The sequence below is a fragment of the Rhodococcus sp. 4CII genome (assembly GCF_014256275.1).
Classification (GTDB): Bacteria; Actinomycetota; Actinomycetes; order Mycobacteriales; family Mycobacteriaceae; genus Rhodococcus_F; species Rhodococcus_F wratislaviensis_A.
On sequence record NZ_JACCFE010000002.1, the window covers coordinates 6,542,704 to 6,558,521 of the forward strand.

16 protein-coding genes are annotated in these 15,818 nt (G+C 68.7%); 14 read left to right on the plus strand and 2 right to left on the minus strand.

What is annotated here, in order from left to right:
• The first annotated feature begins 165 nt into the window (after nt 1–165).
• From ftsZ to H0B43_RS31170, 10 genes are all read left to right on the plus strand, one after another.
• Nucleotides 166–1,362 (plus strand): cell division protein FtsZ, encoded by a 1,197-nt coding sequence (gene ftsZ, locus H0B43_RS31125; protein ID WP_185724424.1) that lies wholly within the window; start codon nt 166–168, stop codon nt 1,360–1,362.
• Complete coding sequence (gene pgeF, locus H0B43_RS31130) at nt 1,359–2,102, plus strand: peptidoglycan editing factor PgeF (RefSeq protein WP_185724423.1); 744 nt, start codon at nt 1,359–1,361, stop codon at nt 2,100–2,102. The genes ftsZ and pgeF overlap by 4 nt, the downstream gene beginning before the upstream one ends.
• Nucleotides 2,103–2,139: 37 nt before the next feature.
• Complete coding sequence (locus H0B43_RS31135; RefSeq protein WP_312033999.1) at nt 2,140–2,874, plus strand: YggS family pyridoxal phosphate-dependent enzyme; 735 nt, start codon at nt 2,140–2,142, stop codon at nt 2,872–2,874.
• A gap of 85 nt (nt 2,875–2,959) precedes the next feature.
• Nucleotides 2,960–3,637, plus strand: coding sequence for a cell division protein SepF (locus H0B43_RS31140; protein ID WP_185724422.1), 678 nt, complete (start codon nt 2,960–2,962; stop codon nt 3,635–3,637).
• 133 nt (nt 3,638–3,770) lie between these two features.
• Nucleotides 3,771–4,073, plus strand: coding sequence for a YggT family protein (locus H0B43_RS31145; protein WP_185724421.1), 303 nt, complete (start codon nt 3,771–3,773; stop codon nt 4,071–4,073).
• Between the two features lie 102 nt (nt 4,074–4,175).
• Nucleotides 4,176–5,021 carry a DivIVA domain-containing protein gene (locus H0B43_RS31150; RefSeq protein WP_185724420.1) on the plus strand — a complete coding sequence of 282 codons (846 nt, stop codon included), beginning with the start codon at nt 4,176–4,178 and terminating at the stop codon, nt 5,019–5,021.
• 49 nt (nt 5,022–5,070) lie between these two features.
• Nucleotides 5,071–5,322, plus strand: coding sequence for a hypothetical protein (locus tag H0B43_RS31155; RefSeq protein WP_185724419.1), 252 nt, complete (start codon nt 5,071–5,073; stop codon nt 5,320–5,322).
• 293 nt (nt 5,323–5,615) lie between these two features.
• Complete coding sequence (ileS, locus tag H0B43_RS31160) at nt 5,616–8,780, plus strand: isoleucine--tRNA ligase (protein ID WP_185724418.1); 3,165 nt, start codon at nt 5,616–5,618, stop codon at nt 8,778–8,780.
• 46 nt (nt 8,781–8,826) lie between these two features.
• Nucleotides 8,827–10,161: a DNA polymerase IV gene (locus H0B43_RS31165; RefSeq protein WP_185729735.1), complete on the plus strand. Its 1,335-nt coding sequence runs from the start codon at nt 8,827–8,829 to the stop codon at nt 10,159–10,161.
• A gap of 151 nt (nt 10,162–10,312) precedes the next feature.
• Nucleotides 10,313–10,813: a hypothetical protein gene (locus H0B43_RS31170; RefSeq protein WP_185724417.1), complete on the plus strand. Its 501-nt coding sequence runs from the start codon at nt 10,313–10,315 to the stop codon at nt 10,811–10,813.
• Nucleotides 10,814–10,913: 100 nt separating this feature from the next.
• Here H0B43_RS31170 and H0B43_RS31175 read toward each other — a convergent pair whose 3' ends face one another.
• Together H0B43_RS31175 and H0B43_RS31180 are read right to left on the minus strand one after the other, a co-directional pair.
• The gene (locus H0B43_RS31175) at nt 10,914–11,666 is read right to left on the minus strand and encodes a sensor domain-containing protein (RefSeq protein WP_185724416.1); all 753 of its coding nucleotides are present in this window, start codon (nt 11,664–11,666) and stop codon (nt 10,914–10,916) included.
• Nucleotides 11,666–12,619 carry a hypothetical protein gene (locus tag H0B43_RS31180; RefSeq protein WP_185724415.1) on the minus strand — a complete coding sequence of 318 codons (954 nt, stop codon included), beginning with the start codon at nt 12,617–12,619 and terminating at the stop codon, nt 11,666–11,668. The genes H0B43_RS31175 and H0B43_RS31180 overlap by 1 nt, the downstream gene beginning before the upstream one ends.
• Before the next feature lie 51 nt (nt 12,620–12,670).
• Between H0B43_RS31180 and lspA the strand changes: the two genes are divergently transcribed.
• Genes lspA through rarD form a run of 4 tightly spaced genes read left to right on the plus strand, consistent with a single transcriptional unit; the run spans nt 12,671 to nt 15,783 of the window.
• Nucleotides 12,671–13,267 (plus strand): signal peptidase II, encoded by a 597-nt coding sequence (lspA, locus tag H0B43_RS31185; RefSeq protein ID WP_185724414.1) that lies wholly within the window; start codon nt 12,671–12,673, stop codon nt 13,265–13,267.
• A gap of 14 nt (nt 13,268–13,281) precedes the next feature.
• Nucleotides 13,282–14,190, plus strand: a complete 909-nt coding sequence (locus tag H0B43_RS31190) for an RluA family pseudouridine synthase (RefSeq protein ID WP_185724413.1) — start codon at nt 13,282–13,284, stop codon at nt 14,188–14,190.
• A 1-nt stretch (nt 14,191) separates the two neighbouring features.
• Complete coding sequence (locus H0B43_RS31195) at nt 14,192–14,869, plus strand: hypothetical protein (protein WP_185724412.1); 678 nt, start codon at nt 14,192–14,194, stop codon at nt 14,867–14,869.
• Complete coding sequence (gene rarD, locus H0B43_RS31200; protein WP_185724411.1) at nt 14,866–15,783, plus strand: EamA family transporter RarD; 918 nt, start codon at nt 14,866–14,868, stop codon at nt 15,781–15,783. Before H0B43_RS31195 ends, rarD begins: the two co-directional genes overlap by 4 nt.
• Nucleotides 15,784–15,818: the final 35 nt, after the last annotated feature.

Below are 15,818 nucleotides of genomic sequence, written 5' to 3' on the forward strand. Positions count from 1 at the left end.
GGCGCGTCTCGGCGCGCCTAATGGCGTATCCCGATGCCGGTGCATAGCGTTTCGCTCTAGTCGAGCAGCACTTGACATAACCGTAACCCTATGGTTGAAGTCGAGGGTTCAGACCCGGCTGATCTGTACGAAAGCGTGATACACACTCATGGAAGGCGAGAGCCGATGACGCCCCCGCACAACTACCTCGCCGTAATAAAGGTCGTCGGCATCGGCGGCGGCGGCGTGAACGCAGTCAACCGGATGATCGAGCAGGGACTCAAGGGAGTCGAGTTCATTGCCGTCAACACCGATGCGCAAGCGCTGCTGATGAGTGACGCCGACGTGAAGCTCGACGTCGGCCGGGAACTCACCCGCGGGCTCGGAGCCGGCGCGGATCCCGAAGTCGGCCGCAAGGCCGCAGAAGACCACAAGGACGAGATCGAGGAAGTCCTCAAGGGCGCCGACATGGTGTTCGTGACCGCAGGCGAGGGCGGCGGCACGGGTACCGGTGGCGCACCGGTCGTCGCGAGTATCGCGCGCAAGCTCGGAGCTCTCACCGTGGGCGTCGTCACCCGGCCCTTCTCCTTCGAGGGCAAGCGCCGCGGCGGACAGGCCGACACCGGCATCCAGTCGCTCCGCGAATCCTGCGACACCCTCATCGTGATCCCCAACGACCGCCTCCTGCAGCTCGGCGACGCCGCGGTCAGCCTCATGGACGCGTTCCGCAGCGCCGACGAGGTTCTGCTCAACGGTGTCCAGGGCATCACCGACCTCATCACTACCCCCGGCCTGATCAACGTCGACTTCGCCGACGTCAAGGGCGTCATGTCCGGCGCCGGTAGCGCGCTGATGGGCATCGGATCCTCGCGCGGCGAGGGCCGGGCCATCAAGGCCGCGGAATCGGCGATCAACTCCCCGCTGCTCGAGGCGTCGATGGAGGGTGCGCGCGGCGTGCTGCTCTCGATCGCCGGTGGCAGCGACCTCGGCCTGTTCGAGATCAACGAGGCTGCGTCGCTGGTGCAGGAAGCCGCCCACATCGACGCCAACATCATCTTCGGCACCGTGATCGACGATTCGCTCGGCGACGAGGTGCGGGTCACCGTCATCGCCGCAGGATTCGACGGCGGCGCCCCGGCGCGTCGGCCGGTCGAGTCGGGTGCCGCCGGGCGCAGCGCCATCGGCGCAGGCCGGGCCGGCGAGGTGGGGCAGTCCGAGCAGCAGAGCCACGAGCCGATGTCGGTGACCCGCGAGACGATCGGCTCCCACCACAGCCCGAGCAGTCTGCCGCCGCTTCCGGGAAACGGTCAGCCCCGCGCGGTGCCGGTGTCCGACGAGGAGGGTGAAGACGAAGTCGACGTGCCCTCCTTCATGCGTCGTTGAGTTCGCCGTCCGCGCCCGCCTTCCGGGTTCGGCGGGTCGTCACCACCCGCGCGGGAGGGACGTCCGTCGCGCCGTACGACACGTTCAACCTCGGTGACCACGTCGGCGACGACCCGGCGGCGGTGGAGGCGAACCGGCGTCGGCTGGCGGACAAGATCGGCGTGCCGTTCGACCATCTGGTGTGGATGGAGCAGATCCACAGCCGCACCGTGACGGTAGTCGACGGCCCGACCGACACGGCGGTCCCGGCCACCGACGCGTTGGTGACGACGGTTCCGGGGCTCGCCCTCGCGACGCTCAGCGCCGACTGCGTGCCGGTGCTGCTGTCCGACGACGAGGCCGGGGTGATCGCCGCGGTCCACGCCGGCCGGATCGGTGCCCGCATCGGCATCGTTCCCCGGGTGCTCGACGTGATGGTCGAGCAGGGTGCGCAGATCGAGCGGATCGGTGCCTTCCTGGGGCCCGCGGCGAGCGGCCGCCGGTACGAGGTTCCGGCGGCGATGCAGGCGGACGTCGAGAAGTTCCTTCCCGGCAGCGCCACCCGCACCGCCAAGGGCACGCCCGGTCTCGACCTGCGCGCAGGTCTGCGGAAGCAACTGCTCGACGCCGGTGTCGCGGGAGTGGCGGAGGACCCGCGCTGCACCATCGAGGATCCGACGCTGTTCAGTCACCGCCGGCAGGCCCCGACCGGTCGGCTCGCCGCGGTGATCTGGATGGATACTGGGCAGGACGGAGCGTGACCGTGCCGCGGCGGGCGGTGGAGGATTCGGTGTGGGAGTGGACACGATGAGCAGGGTCGGGGAGATCGAGGCTGCGCTCGGAGCCGTGCGTGATCGGCTCGACGCGGCATGCAGGGACGCCGGGCGGGACCCGTCGGAGGTGGCATTGCTGCCCGTCACCAAGTTCTTCCCCGAGTCCGACGCGCGGATCCTGTACGACCTGGGCTGCCGCGAGTTCGGGGAGTCGAGGGAGCAGGAGGCCACCGCGAAGATCGAGGCGTTCCGCGCCGCCGTGACCGACCCGTCGGTGCGGTGGCACATGATCGGGCACCTGCAGCGCAACAAGGCGAAGGCCGTCGCGCACTGGGCGTATGCCATTCACTCGGTGGACAGCGAACGACTCGTCGGCGCGCTCGGCCGGGCGGCGACCACGGCACTCGACGCGGGGGAGCGGTCGGAACCTCTGCGGGTGCTCCTGCAGGTCAGTCTGGACGGTGATCCGCAGCGCGGCGGTGCGGCGATCTCCGACCTCGAACATCTTGCCGCGCAGGTCCAGTCGTCGCCGGGGCTCGAATACCGCGGGTTGATGGCGGTGCCGCCGATCGATGCCGACCCGGACGCCGCATTCGAGGAGTTGCAGAGCGTACACGCGAGGCTGCGGCGCGAACACCCGGATGCGACGGAACTCTCGGCGGGCATGACGAATGATCTCGAGCACGCTGTCCGACACGGGTCCACGTGCGTGCGTGTCGGAACCGCGCTGTTGGGTTCGAGGCCTATAACCTCGAAATAGATCGCCCAGGTGATCGCCAACCCGTCCACACCGCTGCGACCGGTCGCAGGGGGATCGTGTCCGCCGCGCCAAGGAAGGTCGATCAATGAGCAGTCTGCACAAGTTCAAGGCTTACTTCGGCATGGTTCCCCTCGACGACTACGAGGACGAGTACCTGGACGAGCCGGAACCTGCACGCAGGCCTGCTCGACCTGCGCGCGACGGGGGACGGGATCCGTACCACGACCGTGATGACCGCGACTTCGCCGAACCGGCCTTCAGCAAGGCCGCCTACGCTCCCGGTCGCCGCGACGACCTCGACGACGACTTCGACCGCTACGACGCCCCCCGGCACTCGTCCCGGGTGGAACCGGTGGCCGTGCGTACGGCCCGGCCCAGCGCGAGCGGTGCGGTGCGCGGCGGCACCCGCGGCTCGCTGGCCGTGGACACCCGGGCCGAGCGCGTGGAGAGCCGCCGCGGACCCCTCTTCGACGAAGGTGGCCCCCTGTCCAAGATCACGACCCTTCGGCCCCGCGACTACGGCGAGGCCCGGACCATCGGCGAGCGGTTCCGCGACGGCACCCCCGTCATCATGGATCTCGTCGAGATGAGCAATGCCGACGCCAAGCGACTCGTGGATTTCGCCGCGGGCCTCGCGTTCGCGCTGCGCGGTTCGTTCGACAAGGTGGCCACGAAGGTGTTCTTGCTCTCACCCGCAGACATCGACGTGTCCGCCGAGGAGCGTCGCCGCATCGCGGAGACCGGCTTCTACAGCCAGAAGTAGACCGGGGAGCGGGGGAAACGACCATCGGGATCCGGACGTCCGGAGCGACGCGGGCCGCGGCGGCTGTGGCGGAGAACGCCCTGGCCACGCGGCTCGTTTTGATCGACCGGACATTCTCAGGCAGAGTGAAGGTGTGGCCTTGTTCTCGGTGATCTACTTGATACTGTTTGTGTTTTGGCTGCTACTCATCGGCAGAATCATTGTCGAGTTCGTACGGACCTTCGCACGAGACTGGCGACCGACCGGCGTCGTGGTCGTTGTTCTCGAGGCGATTTTTACGGTCACCGATCCACCGGTCAAACTGCTGCGGCGGTTGATCCCCCCGATCAATCTCGGTGGGGTGCGGTTGGATCTATCCATCATGGTCTTGCTGTTCATCGTCTTCATACTGATGTCGATCGTTCAGGGACAAGCGCGAGCTACAGGTCTGGTGTGACAGAATGGGCCCCGTTGATCCAGTCTTGTTTCACCGTTACGTAGACTGCGTTGTAACTGAATGCTTGCTAGACCGCCAAATGACGCGTGAAGGGATCCTTCCATGCCGCTGACTCCCGCTGATGTGCACAATGTCGCGTTCAGCAAGCCACCGATCGGTAAGCGGGGCTACAACGAAGACGAAGTCGATGCGTTTCTCGACCTCGTCGAGCAAGAGTTGTCGCGCCTGATCGAGGAGAACGCCGACCTTCGGCAGCGAGTGGGGGAGCTCGACAAGGAGCTCGCCGATGCGAAGAAGGCTCCACGCTCCGGGTCCGCAGCACCGACGCCCGCCCCGAAGGCGGAGCCGGCTCGCGTCGTCGAGCAGCCCAAGGCACCCGCGCCCGCACCGGCTCCTGCAGCCGCCGCGGCCGCAGCCCCCGCCCCGGGCGCCGACGCGCACATGCAGGCGGCCAAGGTTCTGGGTCTCGCCCAGGAGATGGCGGACCGCCTCACGAGCGACGCGAAGACCGAGTCCGAGCAGCTGCTCGGCAATGCGCGCACCAATTCCGAGCAGCTGGTCAGCGACGCCCGGACGCGTTCCGAGACCATGATCGCGGACGCTCGCCAGAAGTCGGAAGCCCTGATCACCGACGCGCAGACCCGTTCCGAGACCCAGTTGCGCCAGGCCAAGGAGAAGGCCGACGCGCTGCAGGCGGACGCGGAGAAGAAGCACACCGAGATCATGGCGACGATCAACCAGCAGCGTTCCGTTCTGGAGGGTCGTATCGAACAGCTCAAGACGTTCGAGCGTGAATACCGTGTGCGCCTGAAGTCGTACCTGGAATCACAGCTGGAAGAGCTGGAGCAGCGGGGATCCGCGGTTCCGGTGGACGGCGGTCAGGATTCGTTCGCGCAGGGTGGATCGCAGTCCAATTACAGCCAGTCCTACGCCAAGGGCAATAGCTGACTGAGCGCGCGGTAGTTGCCCAGCCAGCGGCCCGGATAGAGGTTGAGCCGTGCTGGTCGTGACACTCGCTCTTGCAGCGGTGGGATTCGCTCTCCTGGTGGTGGCGCTGATGACCGGTTCGGTCGTCTGGGCCTGGGGATGCATCGTGGTGTGCGTCGCCGGTGCGGTCCTGTTGCTCGTCAGTGCCCTCGCCGGAAAGAAGGCGGCGGTGGTGCCGGGACAGCCCGCGAGTGGTGTCCCGGGCAAGCGCGGCTCCGGACCGGATGCGGGCCCGGCACCGGGTTCCGACGAGGCCGACTGAGCTGTCGCCCGGCGGTGGCGACTAGACTGCACACAGTGAACAATTCAGTCACCGATATGCAGTGACGACCGATATACAGTGACCGAGTTTTTGCGGCGTCGATCCGGCCATCACCGGGGAGCCTTCGGAAGAACGGCCGGTACGCCGGCTCAGTAGAACCGAACGGGTGGGCCCGTCACAGCCCGGCACCGAGAGGCGCCTTCCGGGGCGCAAGCGGGGTGGTACCGCGGTGGTGACGCAGGAGGCGTCTCCGTCGTCCCCGTGCCGAGTACGTCAGGCACGAGGAGATCGCGGTGACCGACACCAGCAACGTGACCAGCAGTAACCAGTCCTACCCCAAGGTCGACTACGGCGTCGCGCAGGATGCCGGCGTCCGGTTCCCCGAGATCGAGCAGCGGGTGCTGGCCGGCTGGGACGAGGACGACACCTTCCGGGCGTCGGTCGCCCAGCGCGACGACGCCCCCGAATTCGTGTTTTACGACGGGCCGCCGTTCGCGAACGGTCTCCCGCACTACGGGCACCTCCTGACGGGATACGTCAAGGACCTGGTCCCGCGGTTCCAGACGATGCGTGGCAAGAAGGTCGAGCGCCGGTTCGGCTGGGACACCCACGGACTGCCCGCCGAGCTCGAGGCGGAGAAGCAGCTCGGGATCAAGACCGGCGACATCGGAGAGATGGGCATCGCCCGGTTCAACGACTACTGCCGTCAGTCGGTGCTGCGCTACACCGAGGAGTGGCGCGACTACGTCACCCGGCAGGCCCGCTGGGTCGACTTCGACAACGACTACAAGACGCTCGATCTCGACTTCATGGAGTCGGTGATGTGGGCGTTCAAACAGTTGTGGGACAAGGGGCTCGTCTACCAGGGCTTCCGGGTGCTGCCGTACAGCTGGTACGAGCAGACTCCACTGTCGAACCAGGAGTCCAAGCTCGACGACGCGTACAAGATGCGCCAGGATCCCGCCGTCACCGTCGACATGCCGCTGCACGGTGAGGGCCCCCTCGACGGTGCCAACGCGATCATCTGGACCACCACGCCGTGGACGCTGCCGTCCAACCTCGCCGTCGCCGTGCACCCGGACATCGACTACGTCCAGGTGGCGGCCGCGGACGGGAAGCGTTACGTGCTCGCGAAGGATCGGTTGGGGCACTACGCTCGCGAGCTCGGCGAATCGCCCGAGGTGCTGTCCGAGCACAAGGGCGCGGATCTCGTCGGCCTGCGCTACGACCCGCCGTTCGATTTCTTCGTCGGTCACGAGAATGCGCACCGCGTCATCTCCGCCGACTACGTCACCACCGAGTCCGGCACCGGAATCGTCCACCTCGCACCGGCTTTCGGTGAGGAGGACATGGAGTACTGCGCCGCGAACGGGATCGAGATCGTGCTGCCGCTCGACGCGGGCGGCAAGTTCACCGCGATGGTCCCGCCGTACGAGGGTCTCCAGGTGTTCGACGCGAACCCGGTCATCATCAAGGACCTCAAGGCTGCTGGAAAGTTGCTGCGGCACGAGACGATCGAGCACTCGTACCCGCACAGCTGGCGCAGCGGTCAGCCGCTGATCTACATGGCGGTCCCGTCGTGGTTCGTCGCGGTCACCGAATTCCGCGACCGCATGGTGGAACTGAACAAGGACATCACGTGGGTGCCCGAGCACATCCGCGACGGCCAGTTCGGCAAGTGGCTCGAGGGTGCCCGCGACTGGAACATCAGCCGCAACCGGTACTGGGGCAGCCCGATTCCGGTGTGGGTGTCCGACGACCCGGCCTACCCGCGCACCGACGTGTACGGGTCGCTCGACGAACTCGAGCGTGACTTCGGCGTGCGCCCGACCGATCTGCACCGCCCGGTGATCGACGACCTGGTGCGTCCCAACCCGGACGACCCGACCGGCCGGTCGATGATGCGGCGCGTGCCCGAGGTGCTCGACTGCTGGTTCGAGTCGGGGTCGATGCCGTTTGCCCAGGTGCATTATCCGTTCGAGAACCAGGACTGGTTCGAGACGCACTTCCCGGGCGATTTCATCGTCGAGTACAACGGGCAAACCCGCGGCTGGTTCTACAACCTGCACGTACTCGCGACGGCGTTGTTCGACCGGCCGGCGTTCAAGACGGTGGCGGCCCACGGCATCGTGCTGGGTGACGACGGACTGAAGATGAGTAAGTCCAAGGGCAACTACCCGGATGTCAACGAGGTGTTCGACCGTGACGGTTCGGACGCGATGCGGTGGTTCCTCATGTCCTCGCCGATCCTGCGGGGCGGCAACCTGGTCGTCACCGAGCAGGGCATCCGCGACGGTGTGCGGCAGGCGATCCTGCCGCTGTGGAACGCGTGGAGCTTCCTGCAGTTGTACGCGCCGACGCCCGGCGAGTGGCGCACGGATTCGACGAACGTCCTGGACCGGTACATCCTCGCGAAGCTGGCCGGAACGCGGGACGTCATCACCGAGGCGCTGGAGACCACCGACATCGCCGGAGCCTGCGACGAATTGCGCGCGTTCTGCGACGCGTTGACGAACTGGTATGTGCGACGGTCGCGTTCGCGCTTCTGGGACGAGGACAAGGACGCCGTCGACACGCTGCACACGGTGCTCGAGGTGGTCACCCGGCTCGCCGCTCCGCTGCTGCCGCTGATCAGCGAGGTGATCTGGCGGGGCCTGACCGGCGGACGGTCCGTGCATCTCGCGGACTGGCCGGCGGGCGCCGAGTCTGCCGAGCGAGCAGGAGTAGCTGCGGGTGAACTGCCGGCGGATGCGGAGTTGGTGTCGGCGATGGACGAGGTCCGGTCGGTGTGTTCGACCGTCCTGGGATTGCGCAAGGCGCAGAATCTCCGGGTGCGGCTGCCGCTGCCCGAGGTGACCGTCGCATCCGAGGACGCGGAGCGGTTGCGGCCGTACCTCGGCCTCATCGCCGACGAGGTCAACGTCAAGAAGGTCGACCTGACCACGGACGTGGACGCGCACGGGCGGTTCGAACTCGTCGTCAACGCGCGGGCCGCGGGGCCGCGCCTCGGCAAGGACGTGCAGACCGTTATCAAGGCCGTCAAGGCCGGGGACTGGTCGGAGAATGCGGAGGGCGTCGTCGTCGCGGCCGGAATCGAGTTGCTGCCGGAGGAGTACACGCAGCGGCTCGTGGCCGCCGAACCGGAGTCGACGGCGGCCCTGCCCGAGGGTGCCGGTCTGGTCGTCCTCGACTCGGCCGTGACGGAGGAACTCGAGGCCGAGGGGTGGGCGAAGGACCGGATCCGCGAGTTGCAGGACGCGCGCCGCGCCGCCGGGCTGGAGGTGTCGGATCGCATCACGGTCGTCCTCGACGTTCCGGCCGAGCGCCGGGACTGGGCACTCGCGCACCGCGAGCTGATCGCGGGCGAAATCCTCGCCGTCGAGCTGGAACTGGCCGATGCGCCGGGCGACGCCGTCGAACTCGGTGAGGGTGTGCGGGCGGCGATCGCCAAGGCATGACCTGTCGGACCGGGCGGGTATTTTGCACGGGGTGAGCCGTCGGTGGGTGTTGCACCTCGACATGGACGCGTTCTTCGCGTCGGTCGAGCAGCTCACCCGTCCGACCCTCCGTGGCCGCCCGGTTCTCGTCGGTGGTCTCGGCGGACGCGGTGTCGTCGCCGGGGCCAGTTACGAGGCGCGGGTGTACGGCGCGCGGTCGGCGATGCCGATGCATCAGGCCCGCAGGCTGGTCGGTCCCGGCGCGGTGGTGCTGCCGCCGCGGGGCCGCCTCTACGGCATGCTGAGCAAGTCCGTGTTCGACTCCCTCCGCGGCCCGATGCCGGTGCTCGAGCAGCTGTCCATGGACGAGGCGTTCGGCGAACCCGCCGAACTGGCCGGGGCGGATGCGGCCATGGTGCAACGCTATTGCGAAGGCCTGCGCACCCTCGTGCTCGAACGGACGGGACTGGTCGCGTCCATCGGCGCCGGGTCGGGAAAGCAGGTGGCCAAGATCGCGTCCGGTCTCGCCAAACCCGACGGGATCACGGTGATTCCGCCCGACGAGCAGCACGCGGTGCTGGACGAGCTTCCGGTGCGGAAGCTGTGGGGCATCGGCCCGGTCGCGGAGGAGAAACTGAAACGGCTCGGGATCGAGACCATCGGCGGTTTCGCGCGGACACCCGAATCGGAGGTGGCGTCCATTCTGGGCACCACGATCGGACCGGGCCTGCACAGGCTGGCGCAGGGCATCGACAACCGGCCGGTGGCCGAGCGTGCGGAGTCCAAACAGGTCAGTGCCGAGACGACTTTCGCGACCGACATCGTCACGATGGCCGAACTGCGGGGTGCCGTCGAATCGAGCGCGGCGTCCGCGTTCGCGCGCCTGCAGAAGGACGGCCGCGCCGCGCGGACGGTGGTGCTGAAGCTGAAGAAGGCGGACATGAGCATCGTGACGCGCTCGGTCACCCTGCCCTACGCGACGCTCGACCGTCAGATCCTGGTCGCGGCGGCGCAGCGTCAGGCGATCGATCCGCTCGAACTGGGCCCCGTGCGCCTGGTGGGGGTGGGATACGCCGGACTGTCGACGGTGCGTCAGGGCTCGCTGTTCCCCGAACTGGACCTGGACGTCCCGGGCTATCAGGAGTCGAAGATCACGGCGGCGGGCGCCGACGACGGCCTGTCGATGTCCGGCCCGACGCCGGCCCGGGCGCTCGACCTCCGGTGGCATCCCGGTCTCGACGTGGCGCACCCGGAGTTCGGCCACGGCTGGGTGCAGGGGGCCGGGCACGGTGTCGTGACCGTCCGATTCGAAACGCGCACAACGGGTCCGGGGAAGGCGCGGACCTTCAAGGAGGACGACGCAGACCTCGAGCGGGCCGATGTGGAAGGCTCGCTCGAGTAACCGGACCCCCGCCCGGACGAGGGAGTGGAGACCGGGTCCACGAGAAGGTAGCCTCGGGCGCTGGTGCCTACCCTTGGGTAATGTTGGCCCGGGTAGCCATAGATGCTCAGATCGTCCGAGAACGAACACCGAGAATGAAGAGGTTATTGAGTTGAAGCTTCGTAAGATCACGGTTGCCGGAGTAGCAATCGCCGCAGCCCTCACGATGTCCGCGTGTGGCTCGGACGACAGCGACACGGCGACCAAGACCACGACGACGACTTCCGCGGCTGCCGAGACCTCGGAAGCCATCGAGGTGCCCACCGCGGCCGATCTCAACGCGCTTCTGATGCAGGGCCTCGACCCGGCCACCCCGCTCGAGGTCAAGTCCGCGATGGTCGAGGGCTCGGAGCAGGATCCGGAACTCATCAACCAGGTCGCCGCTGCCGCCAAGGCCAACAACGCCGAGGTCACCGTTCTGGACCCGGTCATCGACAACGGTGACGGCACCGCCAGCGGACAGCTGCAGCTGACCGTGAACGGCCAGGTCCAGCAGGGTGGCGTTCCGGCCATCTTCGTTCCCGGCGAGAACGGAACGTGGAAGCTGTCGAAGATCACCGCATGCCAGATCGTGTCGCTCGCGCAGCTGACCTCGCCTGCGTGCCCGGCCTGATAACGGGCCGAACAACGCGGTCCTGACCGGCCGCACTGTTCTCACACGGATGCCGGCGTCCCCTCGGGGGCGCCGGCATCCGTCGTTCGGGGCGCTCGGTTCAGCCGGCCGGTGCGGGCGCGAGCTTCGTCACGGCGGTGCTGGTGAGGTCGTTCAGGACGCCGGCGTCGATCGGCTCCTGGCCCGTCGCGACCAACTGGGTGACGGTGCTCCCGACGAGGACCACCACCACGTCCGAGACGAGGCTGACGCCTTCGCTGGTGGTGACGAGTCGGAACGCCAGCGAGGCGTCGCCGGCGGGCTGTTGCTCGCGGCCACCGACCCGGTACTGCACCTGCACCCCGTCCGCGTCGGTACCGGAATACTCGGTGCATCCCGCGAGAGCGTCCTGTACTGCCGCGAACGCCTGGGACGCGTCGGCGCCGGTGCCGTAGCTCGCCGCGTCCTGGTCGATGGTCGCGAAGTCGGGGCCGGTGAACCAGCCGGAGGCGGCCGCCGTCGCACCCGTTCGCTGGTCCGCGACGGGCGACAACACCGCGCCGCATTTCGCGGGATCCGTGCTCGACTTGTCGGAGTCCGCCGACTCCGACGCCGGCGGCAGCCCCAGGTCGTCCTCGGGATCGGGCACCGGGGTGAACCCGACGGGAAGGTCGCCGACGCCCAGGAGCGCCGCCTTCAGTGCGGCCCGGTCGGCGAAGGGTGCGCCGACCGCATTCGGCGCTGCGGTCACCGCAGGACCGAGCGGCGCGAGCGACGCGGTGGCACCGGCGTCGCCGGACCCGTCCGACGAGCACGCCGACAGCGCCAGCACAGCGAACAGGGAGCAGGAGGCGGCGACGGATCCGCGCCGCATCAGGAACCCCACCGGACCGAGTTCGACGTGGTCTGGTGCAGGCGGGTGGCGCCGTCGGGGTCGCTGTACTGCTGGTCACCGCCCACGGTCACGGTTCCGTCCACCGGCAGCGGCAGGCCGAGATCGACGGTCATGGTGCCCGATCCCTGCATCACGTACTGGTCGACGTTCAGCGTGCCCGCCTCCCCGGGCAGGTCCCAGACGGGGGACTTCGGCTTCTGGTCGATCGTGTAGTCGACCGTCAAACGGTTGCCGTCCCGGCCCGTCAGGGTGGCGACGGTGGTCTGGTCGAGGGCGATGCCGCTCATCACCTGCTGGCGGATCGTCCACTGGGCGCCCACGCCGACGGGTTCCGCCGGGAACGGGACCGTGCGGTACACGGCCTGGTAGAACGCCTGCTCGATGGCGGAACGCGCGATGTCCTGGGCGTCGGCGTCCGGCCGCAGTCGCAGCGCGGTGATCGCGCCCGAGGGTGCGACCGTGAATCCGGCCCCCGAACCGGCGCTGGCTTCGAGGGCGCTGCCGAGCCGCGCCTCGGGGCTGGTGACGTCACCGAGCGTGAGGTCGACGGTGGTGCCGCCCTTCGTGTCGCCGGTGGCCTGCGCGACGACGGCGGTGAGAGGAAGGGTGATCTCCGGTGAGGAGAAGTCCTGGGCGGGCTGATCGTCGATCTGCTGGAACACCTGCGCGCCGGTGGTCAACTGCACCTGCTGCGTCACTCCCTCCGGCGGTCTGCGCTGGATCACCTCCCGCGGGTCGTCGCCGGGGTGGACGAGTTCGACGGTGGTGGCGGAAATCGGAACGGTCACCTCGGCGGGAGTGGATGTGGAACCCGCCGTGTCCGCATCCGAGGAGTCACCGTCACCTCCGCATCCGGCGGTCAGAGCGACCAGGGAGAGGGTTACGGCGAGTAGGCAGAATCCGGGTCGCAGAGCTTTCGAGAACAGTGGCACGCCCCCAGGCTAGTGCGCCCGGGAGCGCGTGAACGGGCGCTTGCCTCCGTAGTGGATGATGAACGGGTGAGTCAAGACCCCACGGCAGAGAACGAGACCGACGCCGACGACCGGCAGGACGGTGACACACAAGGCACCGCGACGCCCCGGCCGGCGCGGCATCAGCGCAGGCTGCTGCTGTTCGCGATCGCGGGCGTCGTCCTCGCGACGGACCTGCTGACGAAGATCGTCGCGGTCGCCTACATCGAACCGGGACGTCCGGTCTGGCTGATCGGGGACATCGTCTCGCTGCGGCTCGTCCGCAATCCCGGTGCCGCGTTCTCGATGGCCACCGGCATGACGTGGCTGCTGACGCTCGTCGCCGTCGGTGTGGTGATCGGGGTCGTCCGCATCGGTCGCACGCTGCGGTCGCCGTGGTGGGCTCTCGGGCTGGGGCTGGTACTCGGCGGCGCCCTCGGAAACCTCGTCGACCGGTTCTTCCGGGCGCCGGGAGTGATGCAGGGGCACGTCGTCGATTTCGTGTCAGTCGGCTGGTGGCCGGTGTTCAACGTGGCCGACTCCGGCATCGTGTGCGGAGCGATCCTGCTCGTCGTGCTCACGCTGATCGGGCTGGAACCGGACGGAACACGCAAGGGGGTAGACAAGTGAGGGAAACACGGTCGATGCCGGTCCCCGACGGGCTCGAGGCGATGCGCGTCGACGCCGGCCTGGCGCGACTGCTCGGTCTGTCGCGCACCGCGGTCGCCCAGCTCACCGAGGAAGGCTCGGTCCTGGTCGACGGCGCACCCGTCGGCAAGTCCGATCGGCTGTCCGCCGGAACCTGGCTCGAGGTGGAACTACCGGAACCGCCGCGGCCGCTGACCATCGAGGCCGAGCCCGTCGAGGGCATGGAGATCCTGTACGCCGACGACGACGTGGTCGCCGTCGACAAACCGGTCGGTGTCGCCGCCCACGCCAGCGTCGGGTGGACCGGCCCGACGGTCATCGGCGGTCTCGCGGCCGCCGGCTTCCGGATCTCGACGTCCGGCGCGCACGAACGCCAGGGCATCGTGCACCGCCTCGACGTCGGCACGTCCGGGGTGATGGTGGTGGCCACGTCGGAGCGTGCGTACACGCTGCTCAAGCGCGCCTTCAAGCAGCGGACCATCGACAAGCGGTACCACGCGCTGGTGCAGGGTCACCCGGATCCCAGCAGCGGGACCATCGACGCGCCCATTGGCAGGCACCGCAGCAACGACTGGAAGTTCGCCGTCACGGCCGACGGCAAACCCAGCATCACCCACTACGACACGGTGGAGGCGTTCCAGGCGGCGAGCCTGCTCGACATCCACCTCGAAACGGGCCGGACCCACCAGATCCGCGTCCACTTCGCCGCCCTGCGGCACCCGTGCTGCGGTGACCTCACCTACGGCGCCGATCCGCGACTCGCGGAGCGTCTCGGGCTGGAGCGCCAGTGGCTGCACGCCCGGTCGCTCGGCTTCGCGCACCCCGCCGACGGGCGGTGGGTCGAGATCACGTCCAAGTACCCGAAGGATCTCGAGGACGCTCTCGCGGTTCTGCGGGCGAGCTGAGGTGCGGAGCCCACGCCCCAGCGGTACCGCGGTGCGGGCAGTGCTCGCCGCCGTCGTCCTGATCGCGGTGACGGTCGTGCTCGGGGCACTCCATCCCATTCGGCGCGCACCCGTGTCGACGGACACGCTGGGCCCGGACAACGGGGAACTGGTGGCCGACTACCTGGCCCGGGCGGACCGGTCGCTCGACGAGGCCGACGGTCGCCACGAGCACTGGGCGCTGGTCTCGTTCACGCATCCGGTGACCACGGAGGCCGTCCGGGACGCCGCGTCCGGCACCCGGGTGTCGCAGGTCCTGTTCCGCGTGCCTCTCGACCGGGTGCAGACACCTCTCGTGCCCGTCTCCGTGGCGGCAGGTGACGCGGCGCTCGCGCGAGCGAATGTCCTGGCCGCCGGGCGTATCCAGGCGATGACGGGCGAGACGGCCCGGCAGGCGCAGATCGCGGCGGTGTCCTCGGCGGACCTCGCCCGCAACTGCGCCTGTGTGATCGGTGTCGTCGTCCGCGGCGACCACGACGCGCTGTCCGCGCTGCAGTCGGCTCCGGACGTCCGGGCGGTCGAGGCGCTCGGCGCCGACGCCGTCTTCGGCCGGTTCGCCGTGCGACCGCTGCTCCCGGAACAGACCGAGACCGTCGTGCCCGGCCCCGACGACGGTGTCGTCCCGGGGAGCGGGTCGTGACGGCACGGAAGGCGGAGACCGTGGGCGCCGCGTGCGGTGTCGGCGCCTACGTGCTGTGGGGCGCGTTCCCGGCGTTCTTCGGTCTGCTGGGGCCCGCGGGACCGGTGGAGATCCTCGCCCACCGGGTGGTGTGGACGCTCGCGCTCATGTTCCTGGTCCTCGCGCTGTCGGGCCGGCTCCGCTCGCTGCGCGGGCTGACCGTGCGCACGTGGCTGCTGGTCGCCGCCGCGTCGACGGCCATCGCGGTGAACTGGGGAACCTACATCTACGGGGTCACCTCGGACCGGGTGGTCGAGACCGCGCTCGGCTATTTCATCAACCCGTTGGTGAGCGTGCTGCTCGGGGTGGTGATCTTCCGGGAGCGACTCGTCCCCGCCCAGATCGTCGCCCTCGCGCTCGCAGCCGTCGCCGTGATCGTGATCACCGTCGACTACGGCCATCCGCCGTACATCGCGCTCACCCTGGCCGCATCGTTCGCGCTGTACGGCCTGTGCAAGAAGGTGATGCCTCTCGATCCGCGGACGAGCCTGACTGCCGAGGGAATCGTGGCCGCGCCCATCGCGATCGGTTACCTCGTGTTCCTCGCCCTCACCGGGGCAGGAACGTTCCTCGGATTCGGAGTCGGGCACACGCTGCTGCTGATGGCCGCGGGACCGGTGACCGCCCTCCCGTTGCTGCTGTTCGGGGCGGCGGCGCAGCGGGTGCCGCTGCGCACACTGGGCATGCTGCAGTACCTGACGCCCGCGCTGCAGATGGCGTGGGGCGTCGCCGTTCTCCACGAGGACATGCCGGCGTCGCGGTGGATCGGGTTCGCCCTGATCTGGGTGGCACTGGCGATCTTCAGTACCGATGCGCTGGTACGGGTCCGGCGTGAGCGGCGAAAGACCGAACCGTCCCAGGCGTCCGTCCGGTAACTCCCGTCACGACTTCGCCGACACCCGCCGTCGGC